This window comes from Acidocella sp. (genome assembly GCF_050253495.1).
Lineage (GTDB): Bacteria > Pseudomonadota > Alphaproteobacteria > Acetobacterales > Acetobacteraceae > Acidocella.
This window is the reverse complement of record NZ_JBFWIX010000003.1, coordinates 56,630-72,581: the sequence shown is the minus strand read 5'-3', so window position 1 is coordinate 72,581 and position 15,952 is coordinate 56,630. Positions and strand designations below refer to the sequence as shown.

At 61.5% G+C, this 15,952-nt stretch carries 17 protein-coding genes; 6 read left to right on the top strand and 11 right to left on the bottom strand.

The annotated features are described in order from the left end of the window. Positions 1-109: 109 nt before the first annotated feature. Both AB7D48_RS03780 and fixJ read left to right on the top strand, forming a co-directional pair. Positions 110-1,303, top strand: a complete 1,194-nt coding sequence (locus AB7D48_RS03780) for a PAS domain-containing sensor histidine kinase (protein ID WP_427975988.1) — start codon at positions 110-112, stop codon at positions 1,301-1,303. Continuing rightward, positions 1,300-1,914, top strand: a complete 615-nt coding sequence (gene fixJ / locus AB7D48_RS03775) for a response regulator FixJ (protein WP_427975987.1) — start codon at positions 1,300-1,302, stop codon at positions 1,912-1,914. The genes AB7D48_RS03780 and fixJ overlap by 4 nt, the downstream gene beginning before the upstream one ends. Positions 1,915-1,988: 74 nt before the next feature. Here the strand turns inward: fixJ and AB7D48_RS03770 are convergent, their stop codons facing one another. The 5 genes from AB7D48_RS03770 to AB7D48_RS03750 all read right to left on the bottom strand — a co-directional run bounded on the left by AB7D48_RS03770 (position 1,989) and on the right by AB7D48_RS03750 (position 4,478). Then, complete coding sequence (locus AB7D48_RS03770) at positions 1,989-2,501, bottom strand: F0F1 ATP synthase subunit B (RefSeq protein ID WP_427975986.1); 513 nt, start codon at positions 2,499-2,501, stop codon at positions 1,989-1,991. A gap of 3 nt (positions 2,502-2,504) precedes the next feature. Then, positions 2,505-3,074, bottom strand: coding sequence for a F0F1 ATP synthase subunit B (locus tag AB7D48_RS03765; RefSeq protein ID WP_427975985.1), 570 nt, complete (start codon positions 3,072-3,074; stop codon positions 2,505-2,507). A 1-nt stretch (position 3,075) separates the two neighbouring features. Beyond that, complete coding sequence (locus AB7D48_RS03760; RefSeq protein ID WP_008495604.1) at positions 3,076-3,312, bottom strand: ATP synthase subunit C family protein; 237 nt, start codon at positions 3,310-3,312, stop codon at positions 3,076-3,078. A gap of 63 nt (positions 3,313-3,375) precedes the next feature. After that, entirely contained in the window at positions 3,376-4,128 is a 753-nt protein-coding gene (locus AB7D48_RS03755) for a F0F1 ATP synthase subunit A (protein ID WP_427975984.1), read from the bottom strand. A gap of 53 nt (positions 4,129-4,181) precedes the next feature. Then, positions 4,182-4,478 (bottom strand): AtpZ/AtpI family protein, encoded by a 297-nt coding sequence (locus tag AB7D48_RS03750; RefSeq protein WP_427975983.1) that lies wholly within the window; start codon positions 4,476-4,478, stop codon positions 4,182-4,184. A gap of 207 nt (positions 4,479-4,685) precedes the next feature. Between AB7D48_RS03750 and AB7D48_RS03745 the strand changes: the two genes are divergently transcribed. Beyond that, positions 4,686-5,759, top strand: a complete 1,074-nt coding sequence (locus tag AB7D48_RS03745) for a site-specific DNA-methyltransferase (RefSeq protein WP_427976129.1) — start codon at positions 4,686-4,688, stop codon at positions 5,757-5,759. 19 nt (positions 5,760-5,778) lie between these two features. On the opposite strand, the gene AB7D48_RS03740 is transcribed toward AB7D48_RS03745, so the two are convergent. The 4 genes from AB7D48_RS03740 to AB7D48_RS03725 all read right to left on the bottom strand — a co-directional run bounded on the left by AB7D48_RS03740 (position 5,779) and on the right by AB7D48_RS03725 (position 9,664). Further along, a complete protein-coding gene (locus tag AB7D48_RS03740; protein ID WP_427975982.1) occupies positions 5,779-6,564 on the bottom strand; it encodes an ABC transporter permease in 786 nt (261 codons plus the stop codon). Next, the gene (locus AB7D48_RS03735; protein WP_427975981.1) at positions 6,554-7,423 is read right to left on the bottom strand and encodes an ABC transporter permease; all 870 of its coding nucleotides are present in this window, start codon (positions 7,421-7,423) and stop codon (positions 6,554-6,556) included. Before AB7D48_RS03735 ends, AB7D48_RS03740 begins: the two co-directional genes overlap by 11 nt. A 64-nt stretch (positions 7,424-7,487) precedes the next feature. Beyond that, a complete protein-coding gene (locus AB7D48_RS03730; protein WP_427975980.1) occupies positions 7,488-8,636 on the bottom strand; it encodes an ABC transporter substrate-binding protein in 1,149 nt (382 codons plus the stop codon). Further along, positions 8,633-9,664, bottom strand: coding sequence for an ABC transporter ATP-binding protein (locus tag AB7D48_RS03725; RefSeq protein ID WP_427975979.1), 1,032 nt, complete (start codon positions 9,662-9,664; stop codon positions 8,633-8,635). Before AB7D48_RS03725 ends, AB7D48_RS03730 begins: the two co-directional genes overlap by 4 nt. A gap of 139 nt (positions 9,665-9,803) precedes the next feature. Here AB7D48_RS03725 and AB7D48_RS03720 point away from each other — a divergent pair, with 139 nt between their 5' ends. Then, positions 9,804-11,231 carry an aldehyde dehydrogenase family protein gene (locus AB7D48_RS03720; protein ID WP_427975978.1) on the top strand — a complete coding sequence of 476 codons (1,428 nt, stop codon included), beginning with the start codon at positions 9,804-9,806 and terminating at the stop codon, positions 11,229-11,231. A 42-nt stretch (positions 11,232-11,273) separates the two neighbouring features. Here the strand turns inward: AB7D48_RS03720 and AB7D48_RS03715 are convergent, their stop codons facing one another. Continuing rightward, positions 11,274-12,377 carry a DUF262 domain-containing protein gene (locus tag AB7D48_RS03715; protein ID WP_427975977.1) on the bottom strand — a complete coding sequence of 368 codons (1,104 nt, stop codon included), beginning with the start codon at positions 12,375-12,377 and terminating at the stop codon, positions 11,274-11,276. Then, positions 12,374-13,162 carry an FRG domain-containing protein gene (locus AB7D48_RS03710; RefSeq protein WP_427975976.1) on the bottom strand — a complete coding sequence of 263 codons (789 nt, stop codon included), beginning with the start codon at positions 13,160-13,162 and terminating at the stop codon, positions 12,374-12,376. The genes AB7D48_RS03715 and AB7D48_RS03710 overlap by 4 nt, the downstream gene beginning before the upstream one ends. A 236-nt stretch (positions 13,163-13,398) precedes the next feature. On the opposite strand from AB7D48_RS03710, the gene qhpR reads away from it, so the two are divergent. Next, positions 13,399-14,430 (top strand): AraC-like transcriptional regulator QhpR, encoded by a 1,032-nt coding sequence (gene qhpR, locus AB7D48_RS03705; RefSeq protein ID WP_427975975.1) that lies wholly within the window; start codon positions 13,399-13,401, stop codon positions 14,428-14,430. 122 nt (positions 14,431-14,552) lie between these two features. Next, the gene (gene ffh, locus AB7D48_RS03700) at positions 14,553-15,926 is read left to right on the top strand and encodes a signal recognition particle protein (protein WP_427975974.1); all 1,374 of its coding nucleotides are present in this window, start codon (positions 14,553-14,555) and stop codon (positions 15,924-15,926) included. Positions 15,927-15,952 lie beyond the last annotated feature (26 nt).

The following is a 15,952-nucleotide window of genomic DNA, read 5'->3' as shown; positions in this document are numbered from 1 at the left end:
CCAGGCAACCATCTGCCCAAGCAAACACCCCACGCGGGGCTGATCTGCGTCAGTTGTGTTTTCAGGCCAACCGGTTAGGATAGCTGCCACAATCTTACCATGTGGGGCCATGCAGAAGAGCCGCTCCGAAAAAACCGCCACCATGCGGCCCTCGTCGGATGAGACCGATGGCATGGAAGCATCCTGGCTGGACCGGGAGGCGCATCTGCGCTCCATCCTGGACACCGTGCCCGACGCCATGGTCGTCATCGACGAAACCGGCATCATTCAATCTTTCTCCCTGGCGGCGGAACGGCTGTTTGGCTACAGCGCCGGGGAGGTCCAGGGGCAGAATATCAGCCTTCTCATGCCCTCTCCCTACCGTGAGGAGCATGGCCAGTATCTCGCGCGCTATCTCACCCATGGGGAAAAACGGATCATCGGCGCTTCGCGGGTGGTGATGGGTCTGCGCAAGAACGGCTCCACCTTTCCGATGGAGCTTTATATCGGCGAGACCACGATGCGGAACCGGCGGGCCTATACGGGCTTCGTGCGCGACCTCACCGAACGCCAGGAAACCCAGGCCCGCCTGCATGAGTTGCAGGCGGAGCTGGCGCATATGTCCCGCTTTACCGCCATGGGGGAAATGGCCTCCACCTTGGCGCATGAGCTGAACCAGCCGCTCACCGCCATCGCCACCTATCTGAATGGCTGCCGCCGATTGCTGGACCGCCATGCGGGCAACGAGCCGGCCATGCTGCGCGACGGCATTGAACGCGCCGCGGAGCAGGCCCTGCGCGCCGGGCAGATTATCCGGCGCCTGCGTGAATTCGTCTCCCGTGGCGAGACGGACCGGCGCGCCGAAAGCCTGCCAAAACTGATCGAGGAAGCCAGCGCCCTGGCCTTGATCGGCGCGCGGGAAAATGGCGTGCGGGTGAGCTTCGCCTTCCATCCGGATTGCCCCTGCGTGGTTGCCGACAAGGTCCAGGTACAGCAGGTTCTCGTCAATCTGATTCGCAACGCGATGGAGGCCATGCAAGACCTCGAACCCCGCGCGATTACCCTCTCGACCATTCCGCTGCCGGGCGGCATGACGCGAATCGAGGTGGCCGATAGCGGCCCCGGCATTGCCCCCGATGTCGCGGCGCGGCTATTCCAGCCTTTCATCACGACCAAGGCCTATGGCATGGGGGTTGGGCTGTCCGTCTCCCGGACCATCATCGAGGCCCATGGCGGCAAGCTGTGGGCGGAGTCGCGCGCGGGTGGCGGGGCCGTTTTCGCGTTCACCTTGCGGAGCATCGAGAGGGACGAGGCAGACCCATGACCAGCCAGATCGTGCATCTGATCGACGACGACGCGGCGGTGCGCCATGCCGTGGCGTTTTTGCTGGCCAGTTCCGGCATCGCCGTGAGAGCCCATGAATCGGCCCCGGCCTTCCTGGAGGCGCTGTCATCCATCCAACCGGGCTGCATCATCACCGACATCAGAATGCCCGGCATGTCCGGTCTGGAATTGCAACGCGAACTGACCGCCCGGCGGATCTTTCTGCCCGTGATCGTGATGACCGGGCATGGCGACGTGCCCCTGGCCGTGCAGGCGATGAAGGCCGGCGCTGTCGATTTCATCGAAAAACCTTTTTCCGACAAAACGCTTCTGGCCGCCGTCCAGGAAGCCATGGCGCGCTGGGAGCAAGACACCGCGCGGCAATGCCTGCGCGACGAGGCACGAACGAAGCTGGCGAGCCTGACGCCGCGCGAACGGGAAGTTCTGGAAAGGCTGGTCGATGGCCTGCCAAACAAGAGCATCGCCCACGAGCTGAAGATCAGCGCCCGCACGGTCGAGGTGCACCGCGCCAATCTGATGTCGAAAATGGGCGCGCATAGCCTGTCCGAGCTGGTGCGGATGGCACTGCCGTCCCTGCCGCTCGACGCATAGCCCCCAATAAAATGGCCGGCCCGGAAACACCGGGCCGGCCATGAACTCTGAACTCTACCCTTTCGAAAGCGCGATCAGCCGCGCAACGCCTTGGGCATGGCGGCAATGGCGTGATCGATCAGGGAGGTGTCGGTGTCGTTGCTCACGGTATCGCGCAGGATAGCGGCGGAGGCCGCCGTGGCGATGTCGATGGCAGCGGCGCGGACTTCCTTCACGGCGGCGGCCTCGGCTGCGGCGATGCGTTCCATCGCCATCTGCTCCCGGCGGAGGGCGGTCGCTTGGGCCTCGGCGGCCAGATCGGCCCTGAGGCGGTCGGCTTCGATCTTGGCGGTCGCCAGGATCTGCTTGGCATCCTCCGCCGCCTGAGCCTGCTTGCGCTTGGCATCGGCCAGCATCGCCTCGGCTTCGGCCTTCAGCTGCGCGGCCTCGTCCAGGGCCGCTTGCACGGCCTTGGTCCGGGCGTCCAGCAGATGCCCGATCGCCGCCAGCACCCGGCGCCCCGCGATCAGCGCGAAGATGAAGACGGCGACAAACACCCAGAAGGTGCCATGCGCCCAGAAATTCGCGTGGAGAGCGTTATATTCCATCGGTCAAGCCGCCTTTCGCGCGGCCAGCGCGTCATCGACACGCTGTGCCAGCTCGCCTTGCCCGGGCACGGAGCCGGTCAGTTTGAGCAGGATGTCGCTGGCGGCCTCGGCGGCCACCGGCCTGATCGCCGCCATGGCGGCGGCCCGGGCGGCATCGATGCGCACCTCGGACTCGGCGAGCTTGGCCTCCAGCTTCGCGTTCAGCTCGGCGGCCTTGTCGGCGGCCTCGGCCTTAGCGTTGGCAACCGCCTTCGCCACCTCGGCCTGGGCATTGCTGCGGGCGGTGGAGAGCGTGGCCGTCAGCAATGCCACCGCGCGGTCGGCTTCCTGTTTGGCGGCGCGGGCCGCGGCCAGGTCACGCGCGATGACGGCGGCGCGATTCTCCAGAACCTTACCCATCTGGGGCAAGCCCCAGCGCGAGAGCAGGAGGTAAAGCACCACCAGGATGACCGCCATCCAGCCCACCTGGTCGAAGGTGAGCGGGTTGGAGAAATTCATCTGCGGCATCGTGCCCTCCGCCAATGCGGCGGTGGGGGCCAGAGCCAGCAGCAGAGCGGTGCTGAACCGGCGCATCTTAGGTGAACAGAATAACCAGCGCGATGACCAGCGCGTACAGCGCCACGGCTTCTGTCAGCGCGAAGCCGAGCAGAACGTCGCGGAACATGGCATCACGGGCGGCCGGGTTGCGGCCGACGGAGGACACGAAAGAACCGAACAGGTTACCGATACCCACACCGGCACCGGCGACACCGATGGTGGCGAGGCCGGCACCGACATCCTTGGCGAGCAGAGCGGCAGACTGAGGATCCATGTAACTTTCCTTTCCGAAAGAGGCTTTTATAGGGTCTGGTCAGGACATATGCGGGCAATGGGCCTAGTGCATATGCACTGCGTCATGCAGATACAGACAGGTGAGAATGGCGAAAACATAGGCCTGCAACCCGGCCACCAGCAGCTCCAGCGCCGCCAGCGCCACGTTCAGGCCCAGCGGCACGATGGAGGCGATGGCGCCGAACACACCGAAGCCGGCGGTCAGCAGCAGCATGAAGCCCGCGAACACCTCCCACATCACATGCCCGGCGGTCATGTTCGCGAAAAGACGAACGGAGAGGGACACGGGGCGGGACAAATAGGAAATGATCTCGATGGGGACGAGCAGCGGCAGCAGCCAGCCCGGCACCCCGGCGGGAACAAAGAATTTCAGGAAGCCGAAACCGTGGATATAAAAGCCCACGGCGGTCGAGAAGATGAACACGAACAGGGCCAGCGCCAGGGTCACCGCGATATGCGAGGTGAAGGCGAAGAAATAGGGGAACAGCCCGATCAGATTGCCCAGCAGGATGAAACTGAAAATGGTGAAGACCAGCGGGAAGAAGCGCCGCCCTTCCTCGCCGATCGTGTCGATGCACATATGATGGACGAATTCGTACAGCACCTCGACCAGCGCCTGGACGCGCCCCGGCACGAGCGCCTTGGCCTTCAGCCCGATGGCGAACATGATGACGATGATGACGGCCGCCGCCAGCATCGCCTCGTTCGAGTTGGTGAAATTCACCGCGCGGCCAAGGGGCCCCAGCCCGGTGGTCAGGGTGAATTGTCCCAGCGCGTCGATCGATGGTCCCGCCATGTGTAACTACCCTGCCTGAAGCCGTCTTGTTCCGCCGCTCGCGCGGCGCCTCGTTAGCCCTTGCGTTCGGCCCGCAAGAGATTGCGCAGACCGGCCGCCAAACCCACTGGGACCATGAGGATCATCAGCCAGGGCTTGGTATGGAAAAGCCTGTCCAGCCCCCACCCGATCACCACGGCGATGACCATCGCGGCCACCATTTCAACCCCAAGGCGCATCGCCAGCTCTATGGCGCGTTGCGCCGAACCAGCATCGCTCTGGCCGGGTTCCTTGCGCTTGGGACCGCGGGCCGCTTCCTCAGCCGCCCGCAACCTAGCCTCAAACGCCTCTTTCTCCGGGCCGTCGCTCATGCGCCTCTCTCCTGCGAAACATCACCGGGAGGCTGCGGCGGTTGCTATCCTTACCCCCCCTGACTGTCAAGAATGAATAAGCGTTATAGTGCATGTGCGTCTTTTGTGCCAAAATCGCACAAGATGTGCTGTTGACGCGGTTACGGACGGACCGTCAGTTATTCCGCGAGTCATTGCAAATTTCGAGGATCCGCCTTGCCCGTGGAAATGCTGCGCGAATTGCCGCTGGACCAGATTCTGCTCGGCGATGCCGGGACGATGTTGCGCATGCTGCCCGACGCCTCGGTCAATTGCGTCTTCGCCGACCCGCCCTATAACCTGCAACTGCGTGGCGAACTGCGCCGTCCGGACGACAGCCTGGTGGACGGAGTCGACGACGATTGGGATAAATTCGACGATTTCGCCGCCTATGACAATTTCACGAGGGACTGGCTTTCCGAATGCCGCCGGGTGCTGAACAAGGACGGCACGATCTGGGTCATCGGCTCCTATCATAACATTTTCCGTATCGGGGCGATGATGCAGGATCTGGGCTTCTGGATCCTCAACGACGTGATCTGGCGCAAGACCAACCCCATGCCGAATTTCCGGGGGCGGCGTTTCACCAACGCCCATGAGACGATGATCTGGGCGGCCAGAAGCCAGCAAAGCCGTTATAAATTTAATTATCAGTCCATGAAGGCGCTGAACGACGACCTACAGATGCGCTCCGACTGGACGCTGCCGCTCTGCACCGGCAATGAGCGGCTGAAGAACACGCATGGGCTGAAGCTTCACCCCACCCAAAAGCCGGAAGCCTTGCTGCACCGGGTGATCATGGCCTCGACCGGGCCGGGCGACATCATCGTGGACCCGTTCCTGGGCACGGGCACCACGGCGGCGGTGGCCAAGCGGCTGCACCGGCATTTCATCGGCATTGAACGCCACCCGGCCTATGTGGAAGCCGCCTGGGGCCGCTTGCAGAGCGAGGAGCGCGTGCCGCGCAGCGCCGTGACCGCCCCCCCCTCGGGGCGCGAGGCGCCGCGCATCGCCTTTGGCAGCTTCGTGGAGCGCGGTGTCATCCGCCCCGGCACCCAGGTGATGGACAAGCAGCGCCGCTTCGCCGCTGAAGTCACGGCCGAGGGCGGGCTGGTGAGCGGGGGCCATCGCGGCTCCATCCATCAGGTGGGAGCCGCCGTGCAGAACGCGCCAAGCTGCAATGGCTGGACCTTCTGGCATTTCGAACGTGACGGGCAACTCGTGCCGCTGGATGTGCTGCGCAAGGAAAAACGGGAGGATTGACCCCTCCCCCCGCGCCGGTTTACCGGGCCGCCTTTCCCGAATCGCCGATCAGCCTCTGCGCCAGCAGCACCGGCGCCACCGTGAACAGGATGATGGCGAACACCACCACATTCACCTCCGGCAAATGCTGGCCAAGGCGGATGGCGCCGAAAATCCACAGCGGCAAGGTGTTTTGCGCGCCGGCGGTGAAGGTTGTAACGATCACCTCGTCGAAGGACAGCGCGAAAGCCAGCAGCGCCCCCGCCCCGATGGCGCTGGCCATCATCGGCAACTGCACCAGCCGGAAGGTCCGGAACGCATCCGCCCCCAGATCCGCCGAGGCCTCGGCGAGCGAGCGCGGCAGGCGCCGCAGCCGGGCCACCACGTTGTTATAGACGATCACCACACAGAAGGTGGCGTGCCCGGCGACGATGGTCCAGTAGGACAGATTGATCCCCCAGAAACTGAAATAAGCCGCCAGCGCCATGCCAGTGAGAATGCCCGGCAGGGCGATGGGCAGCACGGCGATGAAGCTTACCACCTCCTTCGCGGCATTGCGCATGCGCGCCACCGCCATGGCCGCCAGCGTGCCCAGGAGCATCGCCAGCAACGTGGCCAGGAACGCGACCTCCAGCGACAGGGCCAGGGCCTGCCTGACCGCGCCATTGCGCCAGGTATCGGCGAACCAGTGTAACGTGAAGCCCGCGATGGGCCAGGCCGGAATCGGCGCCGCGGAAAAGGCGTAGAGCAGGATCACGGCGATGGGGATGAACAAAAAGGCGAAGATGGCCGCCACCGCCACCCAGATGAGATGTTCAGAGCGCATCGAAGGCTCCCAATTTCCGGGCGATGAGCAGGAACACCGCCATCACCCCCAGCGGCAACACCGCATAGGCCGAGGCAAAGGGAATATTATTGGTAACCCCCACATTCGCGTAAACCACGTTGCCGATGAAATCCGAACCGCGTCCCCCCACCAGCATGGGGGTCACGTAATCACCCAGCGTGAGGGAGAAGGTGAAGATGGCGCCGGCCACCATGCCAGGCAGCGCCATGGGCAGCATCACGCGGCGGAAGGTGGCGAAGCCGCGCGCGCCCAGATCCGCCGAGGCTTCCAGCAGGCTGGGGGGAATCCGCTCCACGCTGGCGGCCACCGGCAGGATCATGAAGGGCAGCCAGAGATAGGAGAACACGATCCACATGGCCCAGTTGCTGTAGCCGATCTGCACATCCGGCAATCCAAGGCAACCCAGGGCCCAGTTCAAAAGCCCGTCATGCGCCAGGATCAGCCGCCAGGCATAGACGCGCGCCAGATAGCTCGACCAGAGCGGCACCATCACCGCCGCCATCATCACCGCGCGCAAGCGCGGGCCGGCCAGACGAATCATCGCATAGGCCACCGGCCAGGCAAGGACGATGTCCGTGACCGTGACGGCGGCGGCGATGCCGATCGTGCGCAGGGCGATATGGGTATAGACCGGAGCGGAGAGAAGCTGCTGGAAATTGGTGAAGGAAAAACCTGGAATGAGATCGCCGCTGAGGTCGTCCACCGTCCAGAAGGAGGTGACCAGCAGCGCGCCGATGGCCGCCAGATACAAGGCGGCGAACCACAAGGCCGGCAGCCCTAGCAGGCTGACGCTGGCCAGGGCGGGCCGGCGCCAACCCAGAGCGGACAGCGCCTTCATGCGCCCCCCTGGCCAGGCGGGACCAAGCGGGGGGACCAGCGCCCCCCCGCGAACACCTGGGACATCATCCCTTGATGGCCTGCCATTCGCGTTGCCAGGCGGCGTAATTCAGGCAGTCATGCTTGCCGTTGCCGCAATCGGTACGCGGGGTTTTCCAGAATTTGATCTGGTCGAAATAAGAGGCCGGGGCGTTGGCGTGGTACTGCGCGCAAGCGCCGGGTTGCTGGGCGTCCATCTCCTTGCAGGCGAGGGTGTTGGCCGGGGTTTCGCCGAAATAGATCGCCTGCTCGGCCTGGACTTTCGGGGTGGTGACCCAGTTGATCCACTCATAGGCGCAATTGGGGTGCGGGGCTTTCGCGGAGATCATCCAGCTATCGGCCCAGCCGGTGGCGCCTTCCTGGGGGATGGTGTCGGCCACCGGCACCTTGGCGGCCTGGAGCGTGTTGGTCTGGTAAGGCCAGGCGGCCCCCACCACGGCATCGCCCGAGGTGAAGAGCTGGATCTCGTCCGACGCCAGGGCCCAATATTTCTTGACGAGCCTGGACTGCGCCTTGAGCAGCGTCACCACCGCGTTCATCTGCGTCTGGTTCAGCTCATACGGGTCGGTAATGCCGAGCGAGGGGTCCTTCTTGGACAGGTACAAGGCCGCGTCGGCGATCTGGATCGGGTTGTCCGGCACGGTGATCTTTCCCTTATATCGCGGGTCGTAGATCACGGACCAGGAGGTGGGCGCCGTGGGAAACACCTTGGTATTGTAAAGCAGCGTGTTCGGCCCCCATTCGTAGGAGACGCCGTAATGCACCCCCTTCACGGTATTGAAGGGCGGGTTCTGAAGCTGGGGAATAAAATGTTTCCAGGCCGGGATGAGCTTCATGTTGATGGGCTGCACGTCGTGACCATAGATCAGCCGCAACGTGGCATCTCCCGAGGCGGACACGACATCGTATTGATCACCCCCGCCCGAACGCATCAGCGCCACCATCTCATCCGACGAGCCGGCATATTTGGCATGGACCATGCAGCCGGTGGCGGCCTCGAAGGGTTTCACCCAATCGTCCTGGGCATAGCCTTCCCAGGCCACCACGTTCAGCACGCCCTCGCCCTTGCCGATGGATTGCAGAGGCTCCATCGCCAGCGCCCCCTGGGCGATGGGCAAGGTTACCGACAGCGCCGCCGCCAGCCGGGCTAGTTTGCGTCTCAGACCGTCGCTCATTTCCGCTCTCCTTGTTGACTTGAACCGCCTATTTCAACGCAGGCCGACCTGGGCCACACAGCAAGCGCCGCATCCCCCGGGGCGAAGCGCAGCGCCCCCTGCACGGGCACGATATTCGCCTCCATCACCTGCAGGGCCGCGCCATCCTCCAGCGCCAGGCTGTAGCGCGTGACCGCCCCGAGATAGATGGCCTCGCGCACGGTGCCGGGCCGGGCCTCATACCCCGCCGGCACCGCGTTGCCGGGCGCCAGCAGATGCAGCTTTTCCGGACGCAGCAGCGTGTTGCCCAGAATGTTCGAGGAGCCGACGAAATCCGCCACGAACGCGCTTGCCGGGCGCTCGTACAGATCGAACGCCGTGCCGATCTGCTCGATCCTGCCATGGGAAAACACGGCGATACGGTCCGACATGGAGAGCGCTTCGTCCTGGTCGTGCGTGACATAGATGAAGGTGATGCCGGTCTCGAATTGCAGGCGCTTGAGTTCCTGCTGCATCTGGTGGCGCAGCTTGAGATCCAACGCGCCCAAGGGCTCATCCAGCAGCAACACGCGGGGCCGGTTGACCATGGCGCGGGCCAGGGCGACGCGCTGGCGCTGGCCGCCGGAAAGCTGGGCGGGCTTGCGGGCGGCGAAATCCACGAGCTTGACGGCATCCAGGGCTTTTTCAGCCTCGGCATGAGCCTGGGCTTTCGGCATTTTTCTGGCGCGCAGGCCATAGGCGACATTTTCCACCAGGGTGAGATGCGGAAACAGCGCGTAGTCCTGAAAGACGGTGTTCACCGCGCGCGCAAAGGGCGGCAGGGTGGCGACATCCTGGCCATCCAGCAAGATCCGCCCGGAATCCGGCCGTTCAAACCCGGCGATGAGGCGCAGGCTGGTGGTTTTGCCGGAACCGGACGGGCCGAGCAGGGTAAAGAACTCCCCGGCATGCACCGTCAGATCCAGCCGCGAAAGCGCCACCGCCCCGCCATAGCTCTTGGCCACCCCTTCAAGCTGCACGATGGGGTGGTTTTGTCTTGGATCTTGCATTCAGGCAGGATAACGACACCCCGCCCTCCGCCCTGTTGACCGGCGAACACAACCAGCCCGGCTGGGGCTGTATTCTCCGGTCAACAGGTTTTTCCGGGGAGCGGGCATAGTTCCACCAGCCTGATCAGAGAGGAATCATATGCCCGATCATCTGAAATTCTACATCGACGGCGCCTGGGTGGACCCGGTGACGCCCAACCGCATCGCCGTGATCGACCCTTCGACCGAGGAAATGTTCACCGAAATTTCCGGCGGGTCCGCCGCCGACGTGGACAAGGCGGTGGCCGCCGCCAAGGCGGCGTTCAAGAGCTATTCCCGCTTCTCCCACAAGGAGCGGGTGGAGCTGCTGGAAGCCTGCCTGGCTGAATATAACAAGCGCTACGACGATATCGCCGAAGCCTGCGCCAAGGAGATGGGCGCGCCGATCGCTTTCGCCAAGGAGGCGCAGGCCTGGGTGGGCCAGAAGCATTTCGAGGCGACGATCGAGAAGCTGAAAAGCTTCAAATTCACCGAGCAGCGCGGCACCACCATGGTGGTGAAGGAGCCGATTGGGGTTTGCGGGTTGATCACGCCCTGGAACTGGCCGCTGAACCAGATTGTGTGCAAGGTGGCTCCCGCCCTGGCGGCTGGCTGTACGATGGTGCTGAAACCCTCCGAGATCGCGCCGGTCAACGCGCTGATCTTCGCCGAGGCGATGCATGCGGCGGGCGTGCCGAAGGGGGTGTTCAACCTCGTGAACGGCACCGGGCCGGAGGTGGGCCAGGTGCTGGCCGGGCATAAGGATGTGGACATGATGAGCTTCACCGGCTCCACCCGGGCGGGCACCATCGTGGCGCGCGAGGCGGCGGCGACGGTCAAGCGCGTCTGCCAGGAGCTGGGCGGCAAATCCGCGAACATTCTGCTGGAGGATGTGGATTTGGAGGATGCGGTGCGCCAGGGGATTGGCGCGTGCTTCATCAATACCGGACAATCCTGCGACGCGGCGACGCGCATGCTGGTTCCAGCCAAGCTGCATGACAAGGCGGTGGAGATCGCGGTGGACGAGGCGGGCAAGCAGACACCCGGCCCGGCTTTTGCCGAGGGCACGGTGCTGGGGCCGCTGGTGAGCCAGATGCAATGGGACAAGGTGCAGAGGCTAATCCAGGCCGGGATCGACGACGGCGCGACGCTGGCCACTGGCGGGCTGGGGCGGCCGGACGGGCTGAACCGCGGCTACTTCGCCAAACCCACTGTGTTTGCCAATGTGAAGCCGGGCATGACCATCGAGAAGGAAGAGATTTTCGGGCCCGTGCTTTCCATTCTGCCGTATGAGACGTTGGAAGAGGCCGTGGAGATTGCCAACGACACGGTGTATGGCCTGGCGGCTTATGTGCAGGGCAAGGATGTTGAGAAGGTGCGTGACGTGGCCGCGCAGATGCGGGCCGGGTCTGTGTATCTGAACTATCCGGATATGGATTTCTTCTCGTCCTTCGGCGGATACAAGCAGTCCGGCAACGGACGTGAGTACGCGGATTGGGCGCTGCACGATTTCTTGGAGATTAAAAGCGTCGTGGGGTACGGGAGTTAGTTTAACACTTGGCCCGATTCTCCAATCGGGCCAAGCAGAGTGTTATTGCTCTAAAGGCAACTCCTCATTTTGAATTCGTTCTCTGCGTGTCTTTCTCTCAAGCCAAGCCACAAAAAATTTTTCTAAAATTTCAATTCGACCAACATGACTTTGTTGGTCGTTGGTGCTCCGATTAAGAGCATCATATCTCGCTAATTCAGCTCCCAATGCGGTATCCGATTTTATTGTTTTACCCTCTCTACCTCTTTTGCGAACATCCTCAAAGGCAAATAGAAACTCTCTTATTAACGGGTGCCTTTCCGACGATTGATTTCTAACAAACCAGTAATACACCGGAACAATCCCTGCTGACGACAAAAGGGAATCACGAGGAATAAAAATTTCCGACATATTTGCCATAGTATCTAAGACTCTTCTTCCGGCTAATTCCAATTGCTCTTGGCTCACAGGCGCAGCAGCAAATTCGTCCAGATTCTGCTTTTTTGTGGCGACCGGCTTGCCCATAAACTCAAATAGCAAAATCTTTGCCGCGGCATTCAAATCTGCCGCTCTGACAACACCAAAACGAATTCTATCTATAAAGAATTCATGCGAAGCGAGCGCTCTAATCAACGCAGGAACTGCTCCAACAACAGCATTCCGAACCTCTGCACCTGTCAAAGGCTTAGACTTATTCAGTCTAACAAAAATCTCATTAATATCGGATTCATCTTCAGCAAACACACTCATAATATCCAATGAGGCATTCTCAAATTCATCTGCAACTCTTGGGTAGTTACGCCGCAAGTCTTTTAAGCTTAACCCTCCCAATTTTAAATTTGGATCTTTTCTGAATTTAAAATCGTCCCTCAAGACAAAACGATCTTCAAAGAAATCAAAAACCGCTTCTAACCTCTGTTTTCCGTCAATAATTGCGTACGGGAGCTTAGAAACATTTAAAGGAGACTGCCCAATTTGGAAATCTGCAAGATATAACTTAGGTATATCGAATCCATTAATGATAGAGTCGATCAAATATGCCTTATCATTATCAGACCACAGCCTCCCACGTCTTTGGTAGGGAGGAGAAAAATCTATTTCATCTTTATGCTTATACCACCAAATTATAGTTTTTGGGCTATGAGGAGTAATTTTTAGATTTTTCATTGCGATAACCCGAAAGACCGTTTGTGTTCAAGGGAAAGACCAAATATGTCAGGATATATCGGTGAGTCTGATATACCTTTTCGAAACAATGATTTAGCCACATCATCGCGAAACTCTTTTTTGATCAAAACTTTCTGCAGCGTCCCTTGCTCAAATCCCCCCGCAGAAAAACACCTCTCCATTGATTCCGTTTTCTTTCCGAAAAGGGCAAACATCCCTCGTTGAGCAACGATACGAGGGCTGTTGTGAGTTCCATATATCATAATTGGAGAGTTTTTACGTTCATCAAGTTCAGTTTTTGGGCTATACGCTTTCACCTGCTCCTTGCCAGCATCAAGAACTCCACCTCCGTAAGAGATATCCGCAAGAGCCCCCTTATTCCAAGCCGCCGGATCGAGCATCCATAATGCAGCGTCATTTTTTGGCTCCCCACTAGCGTTTCTTTCACAAGATGACAGAGCAAAATAAAGAGCAATGTATGGACTTTCAGTCCAATCAAGTAGCCTAGTGGGAATTCCATAGTGCTGCATGTAGAACATTTGCTCCCACTCACTTTTGAACGCTTGACTGACAAAGGGTGGGGAGCGCTGCTCGAATACTGAAGACATTTGTTTCTCAATCTCATGAATTTCTTCAATGGTTTGCTTCGCGGGGTGGCGAAAGATCGAGGGGGATAGATGATGGTTAGATTTTTCTACCCCCCTAAACCAAGATACGTCATGGTCACCTTGAAAAGCTTCAACGACCTCCATAACCCCCGAAAAAGAAACGGGCTTATGAGACATTATTTTTGGCATCTTAACTCCGCAAACCCCCGCTTTACCTGGACCAGTCCACCAGGCGAAACAAACATGCCTCTGGAGTTGAACATTTCTATCTCGATTCATCAACATCCAGACCGCACACTACCCTGAATACGCTGGGTACTCTCAGCCTTGCCCCTTCCCCCATCCCAGCCTAATCTCCCCTCGTCAGAGGAAAGACGCCGGCCACGGGGAAACCGGGCGGGGGGACCAGAATAATGGGGTTTATGGTGGGTCGGCAGCCTCAGGTGGCGTTATGTGCCACGGCGGGGTTGCTGCCTTTATTGAGGGCGCTGGGCACGGATGCGGACCGGATTTTCGGTCCCGCCGGGGTTGATGCCGGCTGCCTGAACGAGGCCAGCGAGGGCGGGCTGGCGCTGTCTTCCTATGTGGAGGTGATGGAGCGCGCGGCCCAGCATTCGGGCCGGGGGGATTTCGGGCTGCTTTATGGGCGCTCCTTCCCGGCCTCCTGCCATGGGCTGGTGGGGGATTTGGCGTTGGCGGCCCCCAGCATCGGCACCGCGCTGCGGCAATTCACGGATCTGTTTCCGCTGCATCAGGAGGCCAGCGAGGCGCGGCTGGTGGAGGAGGCCGGGCTGCTGCGGCTGGAATACCGGATTCTGGACTGGCGGATATTCGAGCGCCGGCAGGATGCGGAACTGACCATCGCCATGTTCCAGAATTTGCTGCGCGAGGCCTATGGGCCGGGGTTCCGCCCGGTTGAGGTGCATTTTGAGCATCCCGAGCCCGAGGGGCGGGCTAGGCATGAGGAGGTGTTCGCCGCGCCGGTGTTCTTTGGGCAACGGACCAATGCCATCGTGTTCCGGCCGGGCGAGCTCTCCCGCCGGATGCCGGGGGCGGATGCGGCGCGCTTCGCAAGGCTGGCGGCGGAAGCCTACCGGCGCCGCCTGCCCAAGGGCCGGGTGCCGCTGGAAGCGCGGGTGCGGGCGGAAATACGCTCCCGCCTGCCGGATGGCTCGCCGCCTATATTAGAGGTGGCGGATGCGCTGGGCGTGGCGCGCTGGACCCTGCAACGGCGCCTGAACGAGATGGGGCTGACCTATGCCGAGGCGGTGCAGGATGTGCGCAAGGCCCTGGCGGCGAGTTATTTGCGCCAGCCGCATCTTTCCATCTCCGGCATCGCGCAGCTTCTGGGCTATGCGGAGCTGAGCCCATTCTCCCGCGCCTGCCGGCGCTGGTTTGGCGCGCCGCCGGAGCAGATCAGGGCTGGATTTTCGCTCCCCTCTTGACTTGAAGGAGCAAGGAGGGCATTGGCTGCCCCTGGATAAAACCGCCGTGCTGCGAGGGTTCGCACCACGGCGCGTTTTGCGTTGTGCGCAGGCACAAAACCGTGTTGTGGAGATCAGGCTGCATGTTCGACAATTTGTCGGGCAAATTCGGGGATATTTTCGACAGGCTCCGCCGCCGCGGGGCGCTGTCGGAGGCTGATGTCAACGACGCGCTGCGGGAAATCCGCCTGGCGTTGCTGGATGCGGATGTCGCCCTGCCCGTTGTGAAGGATTTCGTCGCCAAGGTGCGCGAGCAGGCGGTGGGCGCGGAAGTGCTGCGCTCCGTCACTCCGGGCCAGATGGTGGTGAAGATCGTCAATGACGCGCTGATCGAGGCGCTGGGCGGCCTGCCGGTGCCGCTGAATTTGATGGCCCCCGCCCCGCTGCCGATTTTGATGGTGGGTTTGCAGGGCTCGGGCAAGACCACCACGTCGGGCAAGATCGCGCTGCGGCTGAAGAACCGCGAACGCAAGAAGGTGCTGCTGGCCAGCCTGGATACGCAGCGCCCGGCCGCGCAGTTGCAGCTTGAGCAGCTGGCCCAGCGGGCGGAGGTGAGCAGCCTGCCGATTATCGCGGGGCAGACGCCTTTGCAGATCGCCAACCGGGCGATGGATACGGCGCGGCGCGAATCCTACGATGTGGTGATTTTGGACACGGCCGGGCGGCTTTCCATCGACCTCGCGTTGATGGAGGAGGTGAAGGCGATCCGCGCCGCGGTGAACCCGGTGGAGACGCTGCTGGTTGTGGATGCCATGACCGGCCAGGACGCGGTGACCACCGCCACCGCCTTCAACGATGCCGTGCAGATTACCGGCATCGTGCTGACGCGGCTGGATGGCGATGCGCGGGGCGGTGCCGCGCTGTCCATGCGGTCGGTCACTGGCGCGCCGATCAAGCTGATCGGCCAGGGCGAGAAGCTGGATGCGCTGGATGAATTCAACCCGGAGCGTATCGCCGGGCGCATTCTGGGCATGGGCGATATCGTCGGGCTGGTGGAAAAGGCCGCCGAGACGATCGACAAGGTCGAGGCCGAAAAGCTCGCCAAGAAGATGGCGAAGGGCAAGTTCGACCTGGACGACTATGCCGCCCAGCTCAAGCAGATTTCCAAGATGGGCTCGCTCTCCGGCATTCTGGGGCTGCTGCCGGGCATCGGCAAGATGAAGCAGCAGATCGAGAACGCCAATCTCGACCAGACCGTGTTCAAGCGTCATATCGCCATCATCAATTCGATGACGGCGGCGGAACGGCGGGCGCCGGACATCATGAAGGCCAGCCGCAAGAAACGTGTGGCGGCGGGCTCCGGCACCTCGGTGCAGGAGGTCAACAAGCTGCTGAAACAGTTCGACGACATGTCGACCATGATGAAGCGGATGAACAAAATGGGCGGGCCCGAGGCGATGATGCGCCAGATGCAGGCCGGCCTGGGCGCGGCCAAGGGCGGCCGCAAACCTTTTTAAGATTTACGATTAAACCAAGGAGTTCC